Source organism: Mesobacillus maritimus (genome assembly GCF_044803185.1).
GTDB classification, from domain to species: Bacteria; Bacillota; Bacilli; order Bacillales; family Cytobacillaceae; genus Mesobacillus_B; species Mesobacillus_B maritimus_B.
The window spans coordinates 2,682,195-2,696,384 of record NZ_CP085225.1 but is presented as its reverse complement, the minus strand read 5'-3'; the positions used below and the strand labels follow the sequence as shown (position 1 = coordinate 2,696,384).

Annotated in this window: 16 protein-coding genes; 5 read left to right on the top strand and 11 right to left on the bottom strand. The window is 38.8% G+C overall.

What is annotated here, in order from left to right; all coding sequences use genetic code 11:
* Positions 1–31: 31 nt before the first annotated feature.
* On the bottom strand, positions 32–805 hold the full coding sequence (locus tag LG336_RS13030) for an SDR family oxidoreductase (protein ID WP_404332928.1): 774 nt from the start codon (positions 803–805) through the stop codon (positions 32–34).
* Between the two features lie 89 nt (positions 806–894).
* The gene (locus LG336_RS13025; RefSeq protein WP_404332927.1) at positions 895–1,884 is read right to left on the bottom strand and encodes an NADPH:quinone oxidoreductase family protein; all 990 of its coding nucleotides are present in this window, start codon (positions 1,882–1,884) and stop codon (positions 895–897) included.
* Between the two features lie 253 nt (positions 1,885–2,137).
* Here LG336_RS13025 and cidR point away from each other — a divergent pair, with 253 nt between their 5' ends.
* Together cidR and LG336_RS13015 are read left to right on the top strand one after the other, a co-directional pair.
* Positions 2,138–3,046 (top strand): cidABC operon transcriptional activator CidR, encoded by a 909-nt coding sequence (cidR, locus tag LG336_RS13020; protein WP_404332926.1) that lies wholly within the window; start codon positions 2,138–2,140, stop codon positions 3,044–3,046.
* A 250-nt stretch (positions 3,047–3,296) separates the two neighbouring features.
* Entirely contained in the window at positions 3,297–3,668 is a 372-nt protein-coding gene (locus LG336_RS13015) for a hypothetical protein (RefSeq protein ID WP_404332925.1), read from the top strand.
* 182 nt (positions 3,669–3,850) lie between these two features.
* Here LG336_RS13015 and LG336_RS13010 read toward each other — a convergent pair whose 3' ends face one another.
* Both LG336_RS13010 and LG336_RS13005 read right to left on the bottom strand, forming a co-directional pair.
* Positions 3,851–4,990, bottom strand: a complete 1,140-nt coding sequence (locus LG336_RS13010; protein ID WP_404332924.1) for a M20 family metallopeptidase — start codon at positions 4,988–4,990, stop codon at positions 3,851–3,853.
* Positions 4,991–5,545: 555 nt separating this feature from the next.
* A complete protein-coding gene (locus LG336_RS13005) occupies positions 5,546–6,037 on the bottom strand; it encodes an acyl-CoA thioesterase (RefSeq protein WP_404332923.1) in 492 nt (163 codons plus the stop codon).
* A 215-nt stretch (positions 6,038–6,252) separates the two neighbouring features.
* On the opposite strand from LG336_RS13005, the gene LG336_RS13000 reads away from it, so the two are divergent.
* Positions 6,253–6,648 carry a secondary thiamine-phosphate synthase enzyme YjbQ gene (locus tag LG336_RS13000; RefSeq protein WP_404332922.1) on the top strand — a complete coding sequence of 132 codons (396 nt, stop codon included), beginning with the start codon at positions 6,253–6,255 and terminating at the stop codon, positions 6,646–6,648.
* A gap of 85 nt (positions 6,649–6,733) precedes the next feature.
* Here LG336_RS13000 and LG336_RS12995 read toward each other — a convergent pair whose 3' ends face one another.
* Together LG336_RS12995 and LG336_RS12990 are read right to left on the bottom strand one after the other, a co-directional pair.
* Complete coding sequence (locus LG336_RS12995; RefSeq protein WP_404332921.1) at positions 6,734–7,639, bottom strand: NAD(P)-dependent oxidoreductase; 906 nt, start codon at positions 7,637–7,639, stop codon at positions 6,734–6,736.
* Between the two features lies 1 nt (position 7,640).
* Positions 7,641–8,423 carry a hydroxypyruvate isomerase family protein gene (locus LG336_RS12990; RefSeq protein WP_404332920.1) on the bottom strand — a complete coding sequence of 261 codons (783 nt, stop codon included), beginning with the start codon at positions 8,421–8,423 and terminating at the stop codon, positions 7,641–7,643.
* Between the two features lie 234 nt (positions 8,424–8,657).
* Between LG336_RS12990 and LG336_RS12985 the strand changes: the two genes are divergently transcribed.
* On the top strand, positions 8,658–9,116 hold the full coding sequence (locus LG336_RS12985) for an NUDIX hydrolase (protein ID WP_404332919.1): 459 nt from the start codon (positions 8,658–8,660) through the stop codon (positions 9,114–9,116).
* 102 nt (positions 9,117–9,218) lie between these two features.
* Here the strand turns inward: LG336_RS12985 and LG336_RS12980 are convergent, their stop codons facing one another.
* From LG336_RS12980 to LG336_RS12965, 4 genes are all read right to left on the bottom strand, one after another.
* Positions 9,219–10,040: a DUF368 domain-containing protein gene (locus LG336_RS12980; protein WP_404332918.1), complete on the bottom strand. Its 822-nt coding sequence runs from the start codon at positions 10,038–10,040 to the stop codon at positions 9,219–9,221.
* A gap of 232 nt (positions 10,041–10,272) precedes the next feature.
* Positions 10,273–10,740 carry a redoxin domain-containing protein gene (locus LG336_RS12975; RefSeq protein ID WP_404332917.1) on the bottom strand — a complete coding sequence of 156 codons (468 nt, stop codon included), beginning with the start codon at positions 10,738–10,740 and terminating at the stop codon, positions 10,273–10,275.
* A 123-nt stretch (positions 10,741–10,863) separates the two neighbouring features.
* Entirely contained in the window at positions 10,864–11,484 is a 621-nt protein-coding gene (locus tag LG336_RS12970; protein WP_404332916.1) for a histidine phosphatase family protein, read from the bottom strand.
* 278 nt (positions 11,485–11,762) lie between these two features.
* Positions 11,763–12,119 carry a cytochrome C oxidase subunit II gene (locus tag LG336_RS12965; protein ID WP_404332915.1) on the bottom strand — a complete coding sequence of 119 codons (357 nt, stop codon included), beginning with the start codon at positions 12,117–12,119 and terminating at the stop codon, positions 11,763–11,765.
* Positions 12,120–12,502: 383 nt separating this feature from the next.
* Here LG336_RS12965 and LG336_RS12960 point away from each other — a divergent pair, with 383 nt between their 5' ends.
* Entirely contained in the window at positions 12,503–12,850 is a 348-nt protein-coding gene (locus LG336_RS12960; RefSeq protein ID WP_404332914.1) for a lipopolysaccharide assembly LapA domain-containing protein, read from the top strand.
* Positions 12,851–12,951: 101 nt separating this feature from the next.
* On the opposite strand, the gene LG336_RS12955 is transcribed toward LG336_RS12960, so the two are convergent.
* Positions 12,952–13,953 (bottom strand): LLM class flavin-dependent oxidoreductase, encoded by a 1,002-nt coding sequence (locus LG336_RS12955; RefSeq protein ID WP_404332913.1) that lies wholly within the window; start codon positions 13,951–13,953, stop codon positions 12,952–12,954.
* Positions 13,954–14,190 lie beyond the last annotated feature (237 nt).

The window sequence follows — 14,190 nt, the reverse complement described above, 5'->3', positions numbered from 1 at the left end:
CAATATTGCCACTGATCCTCCAAAGTTACTCTTACAAGGTGCTCCCACCATCCACACTTAAGACGGTCCCTGTGACAAAGTCACTAGCTTTTGTCGCCAAATAGATGGCCGCCCCTTTCAACATGTTTTCGTCCCCAATCTTCTTTAAGGGAATCGTTTCTAGTACATCCTCTTCCTTTTGAGCTAAGGTGCCTGCGGTCATCTTGGTAAGGAACATTCCAGGAGCAATGGCATTTACATAAATATTATGTCTTGCCCATTTTATCGCCAGATCCTTTGTAAAATGAATGACCGCTGCTTTGCTAGTTGTATAGCCAATTGTATTGGTCACTTCAGGCGGTCTGACAGTCAAGCCTGCTGCAGAGGCGATATTAATGATTTTTCCGTTTCTTTGTTCAATCATATGCTTGCCAACGGCCTTACTCATTAAAAAAGTTCCCGTTACATTGACGTTCATCACCTTATTCCACGCATCAAGTGGCATCTCTTCAACGGGAGCACCCCATGTGGCCCCACTATTATTCACTAAAATATCAATTTTCCCAAAATCAGTTATCACTTGCTCGACTACTTCCTCTACCTGTGTTTCATTTGTGACGTCGAGCGCATAGCTATTGGCTCTTATTCCATATTCTTTAGCAAGTCTTTCCGCTACTTCCTCACAGTTTTCCTTTTTCCGAGAGCACAAAGCAAGATGGCAGCCCATTTCCGCATAAACTTCAGCAATTTGTTCCCCTAACCCCCGGCCACCACCAGTAATCACGGCGACCTGATCCTTTAAATCAAATAACTCTAGAACTTTCATTTTGAATTCCTCTCTCTTTTGTAGTTGTAGTCTTTACGCACACTTGTTAGAAAATTTTCACATCGTCATTTTCATAGAAAACATTTGTATTACTTACTTTCCATGTTAATAACGACTTTTCCCCAAGTCTTTCTTCCACCTAAAAGCTCTAGCGCTTCAGGTACTTGGTCAAACTTAAAATGTTTGTATAAAAGAGGTTTTACTTTTCCAGCTTCATAAAGAGCCATGATTTCGTCATGCTCCTTGATTACTTTTTCAGGATAGAGTCGATTGAAATATCCCCAATGGACACCAACGACGGAATAATTTTTTACGAGAACATGGTTGGTAGCAATAGAAGGAATCGTGCCCCCAGCAAATCCAATTACAAGAAGGCGTCCGTCAAAGGCGATACATTTTTTTGAACGTTCAAATACATCTCCGCCAACCGAATCGTAAATCACATCTGCGCCTTTTCCTCCTGTTTCCTTTTTAACAACCTCAACAAAATCTTCTGTTAAATAATCAATCACAACATCTGCACCTAACTCCTTACAGATCTGCGTCTTTTCACTTCCACCTGCCGTGGCAATGACATAGGCACCCGCAGCTTTTCCTAATTGGATGGCTGCAGAGCCAACCCCACCAGCACCAGCATGCACAAGAAGGACCTCGCCTTTTTGGATATTTGCTCTATTGAATAAGGCATAGTAAGAAGTGTGATAAGTAATGAATAATCCTGCCGCTTCGTCCCAAGGCATTTGTTCGGGAATCGGGTACACTCTACTTTCATCCACTGATACATATTCAGCCAAACCGCCATGTGGTGCTGCTGGTTGAGCCATTACCTTTTGTCCAACCTTAAATCTGCTACCTTCACTACATTTCAGCACAACACCTGAAATTTCCGAACCAAATGTAAATGGTAGAGGTGGTTTTTCCTGATAGGTTCCTTGACAGAGAAGAATATCGAAAAAGTTAAGCGCAACCGCTTTCACTTCAACTAGTACTTCGTTCTCTTTCCATTCTGGTTTTTCAACTTCTGTAATACTCAATACATCTTGTGGGTCTCCCAATTCTTTTACTTGCCATACTTTCATGTTTCATTCTCCTTTTTCATCATATAATTCTACAGTGAAAAACTTCCTATAGGTTTACTTTCTCTAAGGTAAAGTCGAATCCTGCCTATTTTTTTAAATTTATTTAATCTTCTAAATTTCACTGATCAAAAAGCTTTTTAAGAGAATGTTTCCACTCCCATTCAACAGAATATGACTGTTTATTTTGAAGATTACGGTAGTATGTTAAAATAATATTGTCATAGTAGGTTGTAAATAGAAGCAGGTGGATGGAATGGATATTAAACATTTACAGTATTTTCTTGAAGTCGTAGAATTTAATAGTTTTTCTCGGGCAGCCGATCATTTGTATATTACCCAGCCGACAATCAGTAAAATGATTAAAAACCTTGAACTAGAGTTGGAGGTTACTCTATTTGAACGATCACGAAAACAACTAGTCTTAACAGACGCCGGAAAAATAATCTACGAGCAATCAAAGCTTATTGACCAAGCCTTCAAAAACCTTGGAACAGAGCTAGAGCAGCTATCTGGTCTTAAAAAGGGCCATATTCGAATTGGTCTCCCTCCAATCTTTGATGCGCAAAATTTCCTGAAGATTATTGGGTACTTTCATGAGAAACATCCGGGCATCACCTTTCAACTAGTCGAGCATGGAAGCAAGAAAATCGAGGAGGCTGTGGAAAACAACGAACTTGATGTTGGTGTGATTGTCCTGCCAACCAAGAAGAACCTCTTCGAATATTTTTCACTATTGGCAGAAGACCTTAGGCTCGTTCTACATACCTCGCACCCATTTGCCAAAAAAGAGAAAGTAGATTTAAGCGACTTAGTCAATGAATCTTTTATTTTATTTAATAAAGACTTTGTTTTGAATGACCGAATCATTCTATCATGTAATGCTGCTGGTTTTAATCCAACCATTATTTCTGAGAGTACTCAACAAACAAATATTGTTGAAATGGTTGCAAATAAGCTAGGTGTTGCACTGCTTCCAGAAAGTGTGTGTGATAAGCTTCATGAAGATGTAAGCTCCGTAAAAATAGTGAACCCTACAATCAACTGGAATTTGGCAGTGATTTGGAGAAAGAATCAATATCTTTCCTTAGCAGCGAAAGAATGGCTTAATTTTACAAGGAACCAACTTGAAACCGAGAATAATCAAGGAGCTCATCATGAATGAGCTCCTATTGTTATGTAGAAAAAGGTTTTTACTATAATGTAAGCAGTTACATAGACAACAGCTATCTTACAGATGAAAAATAACCATTTTACATGAATAGAAGTTCGGCTTACACTTTGAAGTAATAACTTAGGCTCATTGCTAGTATGGAAATGGTCTAAAACGGGAGACAGATGAACATATCAGATTGTAATGGAAAGGAAGCGTATGTTTCTTATGATATTGCCAGCGGAAACGAGGAGGAGATTAAATGATTACCTTATCTAGTATCGAAAACCTACAAGAAGCTTTGCAAAAACTTGAAAGAATTAAAAAAGACGCTTCATACTTACATGAAAAGCTTTTACATGCCGTCCATTTGACTAGGGCTTTACAGTTTAAATACCACTATCTAGGCTGTTCGCTACTTGATGTCGATTGTAAGGAGGAAACACCCACTTTTGTCTCAGATTCAATCCTTAATATGTATAAAAGAGAATTAGATGCTTTGAAAAAGGACTCTCAATTTTACCTGGTAAAACAACTGTTTTCAAATTACGAAAGTATTGGCTACGCAAAAATCTGTCTGCTCATCCTTGATCGAACTCCTACTTCGTTAGTTGGACCTACTAGTATCAAATAAAAGGTTAAGCTCCGCCTTTGGTTATCGTGGTCAAGAACCTCGTCCGAAAACGCGTAAAAATATGAAAGAAATTGTAAATCGGATAAACTAAAAACTGCCCGGGAGTATCCAGTGTGTTGGATGTTCCGGGCAGTTTCTTTAAATAGTTAAAAGTAGCTTATCTAAGCCTACCTTGATTTTTATTAATCCTTCATCGAAAGCCTGTCAATCGTCATAGCCAATAATAAGGTCCGCTCAGGGAGGGTATCAATTTCCAAGTATTCTTTGTCACTATGTGCGTTTCCACCAACTGGGCCAAGGCCATCTACTGTGGCTACACCGTTTGCGGCAGTAAAGGAAGCATCCCCACCGCCACCAGTGGCAGTACCCGAAATTTTCACCCCAATCTCCTCGCCAACATCCTTGATAATATGGAATAAAGATTTTGTTTGCTCATTATGTTCCATCGGTGGCCGTCCGATTTCACCCTCTAACACAACATTTGTCCCTGGGACATCCGTAGTAGCGCAGATTTCTTTCATTTTTCCTTCCAAAAATTCCCCTTGCTCCATTTCAGAAATACGCACATCGACATGTGCTACCGCACTATCAGATACGGTATTGACTGCCGTGCCGCCTTCGATTAGTCCGACATTCACACTCATTCCTTTTTCGTGGTCGGTTAAATCATGTAATTGAATGATTTTATAGGCGAGCTCTTCGATTGCACTTCGTCCCTTTTCAGGTTCAATTCCAGAATGAGCTGCCTTTCCTTCCACCAGTAGGGTATACCTCCCACCACCACGTCTTGCCATGACAAGGGAACCATCTTTTCGCGCCGGTTCCATCACAAGTGCATATTCCTTCCCCACGGCTCGCTCCTCAATTAATGCGCGGGAGGATGGAGAGCCAATTTCTTCATCACCATTTAAAATAATTTCGATATTTTCACCACTGTTTGACCCAGAATGATCTAACGCCTTAATCGCAAATAAAAGTTCAACTAAGCTTGATTTCATATCGACCACCCCAGGGCCATATGCACGGTTTCCTTCAATTCGGAAAGGACGCTCGACCACGGTCCCCTCTGGAAAAACAGTATCCATATGAGCAAGAAGGATGATCTTCGGTTCCTTTGCGTTTTTATGACGAATGACCAAGTTATTCCCATACTCTTCTTCTTCGTTCACTTCAACGACAAAGCCCAGCTCTTCAAATTTTGGCGTTAAAATAGCCCCTATCCGATCGACGCCTTTTTTATCATAAGACCCACTATCTATATTGACAAGCTGCTCAATTAATTCGAGCATTTCTGCTTTTTTCTGGTTAATAAATTCTTCCATTTTTCCAATCTCCTAGACTTTAATTAAATTTATTCACTAAGAAAAGTCTTTAACGATAACCGTTAAAGACTTTTTATGTCCGTTAGCGAGTATGGTTTGCTGAAGTGTTCAAACTATGTTCCTTATCCGGACAGTGTCACTGACACGGTTAATAATATCATTATACATTAAAATCAGTGGATTAGCGCATTTGGTTGTAGATATCCTAACATCCTCAGGCATTGACTCTTATAATCTAGTTATCTTCGAAAGAAATTATAAACTAGGACCTGATGATACTTGGCAAGTCCTTAAGCAACCGCTGATTCGCCCAATGAAGATGCTCAAAAATCAACTGAATGGTTTTCATTAGGAAGCCCCTCCATTACCGGAACATCTATCATGTTCATTTTATGCAAATAAAAAAGGGATAATCCCTTAGCTCAGTGTCTTTTACAAACTTTGAACTGATGGATATCCCAATCCTCATTATCTGTTAGGTTTTTACTCATACCATTTAATTTCATACTCAGCTTACACGAAATTCATTTGTTAAGAATCCCCTTAATTTTTCCCTCATTTTTTAGATTTTCCTCTCCCAATCAATCCCCGGTCTTTTCGATTCGCTTTTCGAGCAGAAGCTGCTTCAAATAGTCTCTTTTCCTCTTCTGAACCAGGAATGATTTTAGGGACAGGTACTGGCTTCCCGTATTCATCGACTGCAACCATCGTTAGAAAGGATTCCGTTGTTAATTTTTCTTCTCCAGTTAGGAGATTATTCGAATGTACCTTCACATAAATTTCCATCGATGTTCTTCCTGTGGAAGCAACGAAAGCCTCTAAGTACAGCGCATCTCCAACTGTGGCTGAAGATAAGAAATCAACAGAATCAATCGACGCTGTTACCACTGCATGGTTACAATGTTTCATTGCGGTAAGTGCGGCAATTTCATCAATATAGGCAAGAACCTTTCCTCCAAATATGGTTTGTAAATGATTGGTATCCGGGGGTAGGACCAATCTTGTTTGCGTTGTTTTTGACCGTTCAACAGGGTAAGCTAAATCCATATGTTAACCTCCATTTTATTAATACTTTTTAGGGCCTGCACGCTACCTCTTTATATTCTCCTCCCCCCTACACTCTAGTCAAATCATTGTGATAACTAAAATATGTAAGCTATTAAAAATTTCATACCTCTACACATAGGCTTGCTTTATCTATTCCCGCCACTTCTTTAAAATGGAACGTAGACTAATACTGTTGACTAGAAAGGATGTCGATTATGCTTAAAAGTTTTACGATTGAAACAAATACTCGTGATGAAATGGTTGAGGTGACTTCACTGGTTCAGGATTTTGTTAGTAAAAATAACATAAAGGATGGAGCACTGATTGTTTATTGTCCTCACACCACTGCAGGTGTTACGATTAATGAAAACGCCGACCCTGATGTAAAGCGGGATATGATTCGCCGCTTTGATGAAGTCTACCCATGGCATCATAGTTTGGATCGGCACCTGGAAGGAAATACAGCGGCACATATGAAGGCGAGTACAGTCGGACCTTCCCAGCAAATTATCGTAAATAATGGAAAGCTTCTCCTTGGTACATGGCAGGGAATTTACTTTTGTGAATTTGATGGACCACGAACTCGTACTTTTTATGTGAAAGCACTTTAGAATGGGTGTACTCACATGTAATTAGTCTTTATGGGCATAAAAACATAACCGCCCAGAACAGAGCGGTTATGTTTTCTTGATTTTTTTAGTGTTTGGACTTTGCTTTTTTCATCACCACAACATCACAAGCATTTTCCAATGGTAATATGACAGCTGACATATCTAAATCTTTTAACCCTTTTTCTTCAGCTTGTTGGAAAGCTTGTTGTGCCAGTTGCCCTGTAAACTCTCCCATACCCGCTTCCTCAAACAATTGATTGGCTAACCGGACATCTTTGTGAACATATTTAACGGCTCCACCTGGCTCAAATTGACGGTCAAGCACATATTCCTCCATATGTCTCCGCAAGATTTTGCTGTCTCCATAGCTAACTTTTAACAAATTAAGAAGCTGCTCTGAATCAAGTCCATAGGCAGCACCTGCCACCATCGCCTCGGACGCAGCGAGTGAGTGTACGGCAACGAGATATTGATTGATGAGCTTCGCAATGCTTCCAGAACCGGCCGGACCTAAAAATTCAATGGTTCCTCCAATAACCTTAAGAATTGGCAACACTCTTTCAAAAACATGCTCCTCTCCCCCAACCATAATCGTTAAGGTTCCGTTTTCTACCCCTTCAGGTCCACCACTTACAGGTGCATCTAGATAGCTAATTCCACCCTTCGTCGTTTGTTCGAAAATGAGTTTGCTCGTTTCTGGTCCAACAGTTGTAAAATCAACACAAATCGTACCATGGCGTGCGTGTTCAAGAATACCTTTGGAGCCACTATACACCTCTATCACATCGGCCGGCATCGATAAACAAGTACAGATGACATCGCATTCGCGTGCTAGCTCAGGGATTGACTCTAAATAGCCGGCACCAACTTCTTGTAATGGTCTTGCTTTCTCCTTTGTCCGGGTGTAAACATATACATTATTGCCCTGGTTGAGTAGGCGCTTTACCATCCGTGAACCCATAACGCCTGTGCCGATAAATCCAATTTTCATCTCAATCTTCCTCCGTTCTTTTTTGCGTTAGCCACCCAAAACTGTCTTCACTTTTGGTTAGTGGGATATATTCCAATCCAATATCTCCTTGATAGCACCCTCTCAAATGGTTAAAGATTGCTTGATAATTCATTTCTCCTGTCCCTGGTTCATGCCGTCCCGGAACATCTGCGATTTGTATATGGCCAATTACATCAGCGTATTTTTTAAACAATGAGAGCGAGTTTCCATGTATTCTTTGTATATGATAAAAATCAAATTGCATTTTTGCGTTTGGCAGATTGATTTCCTGGAGAATCTCAACTGCTAGGTGAAAATTATTTAAAAAATACCCTGGTATATCAAAGGAATTAATCGGTTCAATTAGTAAAGTGATACTGTGCTTACCAAGTTGAGTAGCAGCATAGCGAATATTACTAATGAAGGTTTCGCGTGCTAATTCAGGCTCAATGTTACTTACAATACCTGCCATACAATGAACTTTTGATACTTTTAATGCTTTTGCGTATTGGATAGCATTGCCAACAGACTGACGAAACTCATCTATTCTGCTTGGGTCCACTGCAAGACCACGATCCCCCATCTGCCAATCTCCAGGAGGCAAGTTAAGTAAAACCATTTTTAAATGATTCTGTTCTAGCTCTTTTTCAATCTCATCAATACAATATTCATAGGGGAATTGACACTCAACATAAGAAAACCCACACTCTCGAGCTTTCTTAAAACGCCCCATAAAAGGCACTTCAGTAAAAATTGTAGAAAGATTTACAGCAAATTTATTCATGGGTACCTCCTAACTAGAGATCAATACGGTTATGATAAAATTCTACTAAAAAAGTGGTTTTCCTTTTTAAATTTATAAAACTATAGCGAACTAGCTAGGTTTTGCATGTTACATCATCGGTTTTACCATTCACTTTTGCTCCATAAAACGTTTTACTTATTGTCCATCTAACTTGGAAAACATGATACTATTAAGCCTGCGCGTTATTTTTAAAACAGGAATAGGAGGAGAACGATGGATGCTGTTTTTAAGGTAGAAAATGGGGTATTTAATTACCGAGTGGCTGGGGTAATGATTGAAAATGGACATGTGCTCCTCCACAAACAAGTGAACGACAAACATTGGGCGCTTCCTGGAGGCAGAGTGAAAGTTTTAGAAGATTCAGTTGCTGGGATAAAGAGAGAATTCATGGAAGAACTTGGTGTACCTGTGAAGATAGAACATTTATTGTGGGTGACGGAAAACTTTTTTACATATAATGGTTCAAACTTCCATGAGCTAGGGTTCTATTACCGGGTTTCATCTGAAAAGATGATGAATCATGATGAAGCCTTCTATGGCCTCGAGGGGGAAAGACTTCTCTATCAGTGGTTCCCGATAAATAAGCTTGATGAAATCACCCTATACCCTGATTTTTTAAAGACCGATCTGAAAAACCTTCCAGCATGTACACAACATATCATTATTAGGTAACCAAGATCTGTGTGCTGTATCTTCTTTGTTCAAACAAAAGAGGTGACACCGACTATTGTCAGGTGGCACCTCTTTTACAAGTAAATGTATCTATTCATAAAACTAGTTTATACTTTCTCCAGCTTTGCCCAGACGAAAAGCGAGGAAAAATCCAATGATAAAGCATAGAAAACTGATGACTAACAAAAGAATATCCCCCGGCCAGCCTGGATAAATCACAAAAATAGACCCTACAACAAAACCGGTTATAATTGCATAAGTAGCAACACGGTAATGCTGAAAGACATATTGGATTAGCTTACTTGTTAATAAAAGACCGACAACAATTCCAAGACCAACAACAATAATCACCGGAAGATTAATGGATTTAATCGCTTCAATCACTGTTTCATATGCACCCAAAAGAAGAAGCACCAAAGAGCCACTGATGCCCGGCAGGATCATTGCCGAACTTGCTAACCATCCCGCAAAAAAGAGGAAGATGTAATCATACAAAGAAAGTGAACCCATCACCGCTCCTTGGTCCTGCCCGACAAAGCCAGTCAAAGCAACAGCTACTGCCGCTAGGGCGAGCAACAAGTAATGACCGCCTCTAAATGTTTGTTTAGATTCGGCCTCACGTAATAATAGCGGAATAATTGCAAAGACAAGTCCTAGAAAAAAGAAAAATGTAGGCACAGGGAATTCTTCTAGTAACCAACTAATAAGATGACTTAAAGTTAAGATAGAAATTCCCATTCCTAATCCCACTGGAATTAAGAATATAACATGCTTTTTCCAATCCTTTGTTGTCAGACCGTTAATCGCTGCAATTAATCTTTCATAAATACCCACTAGCAAAGCAACCGTTCCTCCACTAACACCTGGAACAACGTCACTAGCACCCATCATCATCCCTTTAAAGAGATTCTTCCATTCAAACACACTTTCATTCCTTTCTGTTTACCCCTGAACGATAGTAAATTTTCAATTTATTTTTTTGTTTGTTCTGTACCGACTTTTGTATTTTACCATAATTTGCAGCTAAACTTGATATATATTAATAATCGATATAGCCATATTCTGCTTTTTCTATTTGGGCAATTATATTTATCCTATTTATTGTAACAAAGCAAAATCAAAAAAAATTCCACAACTATGTGCGGAATTTTTTTCATTAGTTTAACTTTCCAAGCTCCTTAAACACTGCTTCATAGTCTTCTTTTTTATCTGCCTTGAATGAGGTGTTTATGTATGTGATCATCCCTTCCCTGTTCACCACAAACACAGAGCGAATCGCAGTACCTCCTTTTTCATTATAAACATAATATCTATTTATCACTTCTTTATGCCAATCAGACAATAATGGATATGGAAGTGTCCCCATACTCGCCTCAAAAACCCGATGTGAATGGATGTGGTCGGCACTAATTGCTAGCACATCCGCATTCAAAGTTTCAAAGCGTTTGTAGTCCTCTTTCCAAGAGGCTATTTCTTTAATTCAGCCCGGTGTAAAATCCATTCCATAAAAAGCCACGACGATATTCATTTTTCCACGATAATCAGCCAGAGCAATTTTTTCTTTTTTCGTCGCTGGCAAGGAAAAGTCAGGGGCTTGATCTCCAATTTGCAGAGAAATTTCCAAGGTAAACCCTCCTCTAGAAAGAATAAGAATATATTACCTATCTAGATATTCTCCCCAAAATTCCTTTTAATAGCCTAAGAATTAAAAATACATCTTTACCACTAGACACTAATGAATGCACTATTACACAATTGGAACAAAAATTTTCTCATATTGATAATCGCCATCTATCTCATTGATTTTAATTACCGATGCATTCTCAATCGGTTTAAAACCTGCTAAATCTTCCACTGGCCATTTCATTAGAAATGCAATAAGCATTTGCATAAAAGCAGCATGGGTGACAATGATGAGATTTTCATACCGCTGTTGTTGGTTCAATCGATCAACAACAGTATTCATAAACATGGTTGCCCGCAAATAAACATCGGCCAAGGATTCCCCATTTTGATAGCGAAAATAAAACTGACCAGCAGCTTTAAATTCTCTCTTCGCTTGGGGGCTTCGGTCGGTAAAATCATACAGATTTCCTAGTTCCCATTCTCTAATTAATGGACTCTCATAAAAAGAAACCTGTCCTGGTAACTGGGAGTAGATTGCTTTCGCCGTTTGTTTTGTTCGTAAATATGGGGAAGTATATAAAACCGTACTCTCGTTCACCATTGTTTTCATAAACTCTCCGGTTTTTTTCACTTGCTTTTCACCAAGTGGGGTCAAACTATGATTGGAATCATGAGTATGCGCCATAACGCTGCGATCTACATTATGTTCTGATTCCCCGTGCCGGATTACATAAATATTCAACGATTTCTCCACTCCTTATATATTTTGAGATTTTCATAGTAATATAAAAAATGGACACCCAAGACAAGTGTCAAATTTAGTCTTAAACTATTCCTTTTCTATACTTTAACAAGGATTTATCTATTGGTAAAGTAATTATATCAATATTCTGAAAACAAACTTGTTGGTTAGCCTAAACCCATAGTACCTGTTGACACTCTTTCGTAGACTCATTTACCCACACAAAAGAAACACCGAGTATTCCGGTGTCTCCACATTATTTTATGATTTATTTGTTCCTATTCCACTACAATCGTTGCTTTCATTTCTTCATGTCCTGTACCACACTGGATATTACACTTGACGGTATACTCTCCTGGTTCAAGGGTAGCTGTTGCAGAACCGTCTCCATCAATTTTTACGTCTGTTCCTTCTATTTCAATTCCGTGATAGCCTTCTTCATTTTTTAAGTTAAAAGTAACTTTTCCAGCAGGTACAGTGTATGTATCTTGGTCAAATGCCCAGTTTTTCGCATTTAGGTCAACTGTACTTTGTGTTCCACCATTACTTTCACTTCCACTACTTTCTTGTCCGCCACATGCTCCTAGCGCTAAAATGGCAACGATGATGAATGAAGATAATAAAAACTTTTTCATACTATGCACTTCCTTTGTTTTTTTAGTATAATTATTATTTTTTTTACAGATGGCTCCTTCTTCCCTCCCTTTCTTATTTGATTTCATATCTATATTTTAAAAATATACTGGATATATCGTAGTGAGAAATATCACTGTTCGACACTTTTTTGTAACAGATTCTAATCTCATGACGGTTCTCCTATATCTAGAAATAATTGATTTTGTATTGAATAATGTTTGATTCAATCTTTATTGTGAAATTATATAGAGTAACTCTTTTTTCATGTTGGTTTATTATTGAAGGTACATAGAACGATTTCTTTAGTATGATGCTTTAAGGAGTTTGGCTCCTATAGGGAAATCCTTAATTCAATATGTGAAGAGAAATGGAGGTCAGAAACTTGAAAGTACAGTGGAATTTAATATTAGCGTTGATTTTTGCCCTTATTGTCGCAATATTTGCGGTCGTAAATGTTGAATCAGTAAAAGTTGATTATGTATTTGGTACTACTTATTTGCCTCTTATCTTAATTGTCCTTGGCTCTGCTTTATTAGGTGGATTAATTGTAGGTTCCATCGGCCTTTTCAGAAATTTTATGTTGCAACGTCAAGTAAAGCAGCTTACTAAGGAAAAAGCTCACCTTGAAGGGAAAATGGAGGAATTAGAAGAGAAACAGAGTTCATCAGAAAAGACTGGAACGGGATCAGACGATGATTCTAACAATCAAAATCAACCTGAACCAAGTTAAGCGACACCATTAAGGATCATTTACCAACCAATAACAAAAGGGAAGCCAAACCCATGGCTTCCTTTTCTTCATTTAATTTATCTATAAAAAGAGCCTCTAAGTTACTTTCCTTCTACGATATCTTTAAGGATTTGATAGGAATGTATTTGCTTTTCTTGATCGTAAATATACGAAACAGCCATGAGTTCATCAACATTGTAGTTTTCTTGGAAACCTGTTAATTGCTCACGGACGGTTTCCTTACTTCCCATTAAAGTGACACTCGACATTGAAGTAGCCATTTCTTTTTCCATTGGGTTCCAAATCGAATCCATATTCTCAACAGGTGGTTTTAAGAACATCTGCGAACCACGGACAACATTAAGGAAAAATTGTTGCATCGTAGTGGATTGGAATTTAGCTTCTTGATCACTATCTGCCGCAATTACATTCAAGCAGACCATCATATAAGGTTTATCCAAGTACTCTGACGGCTTAAATCGACTCCGATAAATCGAAATCGCTTGATCCATATATTTTGGCGCAAAATGTGACGCAAACACATACGGCAGGCCAAGGCTTGCTGCTAAATAAGCAGAATCTGTAGAGGAACCAAGGATATAGAGTGGAACATTTGTCCCGACTCCAGGATACGCTTTAACGTAATTCTGCTGATCTTCTGACCCAAAGTAAGTAAGTAACGCATTAACATCCTCCGGAAAAGTATAAACCGAGTCATTTTGAGAGCGTCTTAATGCACTTGCCGTCATCATATCTGTTCCAGGAGCACGCCCAAGCCCAAGGTCTAATCGGTTCGGATAAATTGTCGCCATTGTCCCAAATTGCTCAGCAACAACTAGAGGTGAGTGATTTGGGAGCATCACTCCCCCTGAACCAACACGAATGGATTCAGTATGTTCTAAAGTATGTTTAATTAGGATTGATGTCGCTGAACTTACAAGTGTCGGGGTGTTATGGTGTTCTGCAATCCAATATCGGTTATAGCCCATTTTTTCCGTAGCCTGTGCAAGGTCCACCATTGCGTCGATAGCATCTTTCGGTCCTTGACCTTCACGGATGGGAGCTAAATTTAAAACAGAAACAGGTATCTGAATATTTGCCAATGAGAAAAATCCTTTCTGTATAAAAGTCAATAACTATCATAACAATTGCTTTAGTGGAAACAAACTTAAATGCTTAAACTGGGAATAGAGGCTGGTTGCATGAACTCCAACCTCCCTCAATGGTTACAATCCTTAATTAGTTTTCCCTAAACAAGATATTTCTCCCACATTTATCAATATGGCTTCCTCATAAAAGCAGGCAGAAATCATTCCGTGTTTTTTTTTCACATTGTTTCT

Bases quoted from the DNA above. Each gene is read 5' to 3' on its own strand.
- LG336_RS13030 (WP_404332928.1), bottom strand. From the start codon at position 805: ATGAAAGTTCTAGAGTTATTTGATTTAAAGGATCAGGTCGCCGTGATT.
- LG336_RS13025 (WP_404332927.1), bottom strand. From the start codon at position 1,884: ATGAAAGTATGGCAAGTAAAAGAATTGGGAGACCCACAAGATGTATTG.
- cidR (WP_404332926.1), top strand. From the start codon at position 2,138: ATGGATATTAAACATTTACAGTATTTTCTTGAAGTCGTAGAATTTAAT.
- LG336_RS13015 (WP_404332925.1), top strand. From the start codon at position 3,297: ATGATTACCTTATCTAGTATCGAAAACCTACAAGAAGCTTTGCAAAAA.
- LG336_RS13010 (WP_404332924.1), bottom strand. From the start codon at position 4,990: ATGGAAGAATTTATTAACCAGAAAAAAGCAGAAATGCTCGAATTAATT.
- LG336_RS13005 (WP_404332923.1), bottom strand. From the start codon at position 6,037: ATGGATTTAGCTTACCCTGTTGAACGGTCAAAAACAACGCAAACAAGA.
- LG336_RS13000 (WP_404332922.1), top strand. From the start codon at position 6,253: ATGCTTAAAAGTTTTACGATTGAAACAAATACTCGTGATGAAATGGTT.
- LG336_RS12995 (WP_404332921.1), bottom strand. From the start codon at position 7,639: ATGAAAATTGGATTTATCGGCACAGGCGTTATGGGTTCACGGATGGTA.
- LG336_RS12990 (WP_404332920.1), bottom strand. From the start codon at position 8,423: ATGAATAAATTTGCTGTAAATCTTTCTACAATTTTTACTGAAGTGCCT.
- LG336_RS12985 (WP_404332919.1), top strand. From the start codon at position 8,658: ATGGATGCTGTTTTTAAGGTAGAAAATGGGGTATTTAATTACCGAGTG.
- LG336_RS12965 (WP_404332915.1), bottom strand. From the start codon at position 12,119: ATGAAAAAGTTTTTATTATCTTCATTCATCATCGTTGCCATTTTAGCG.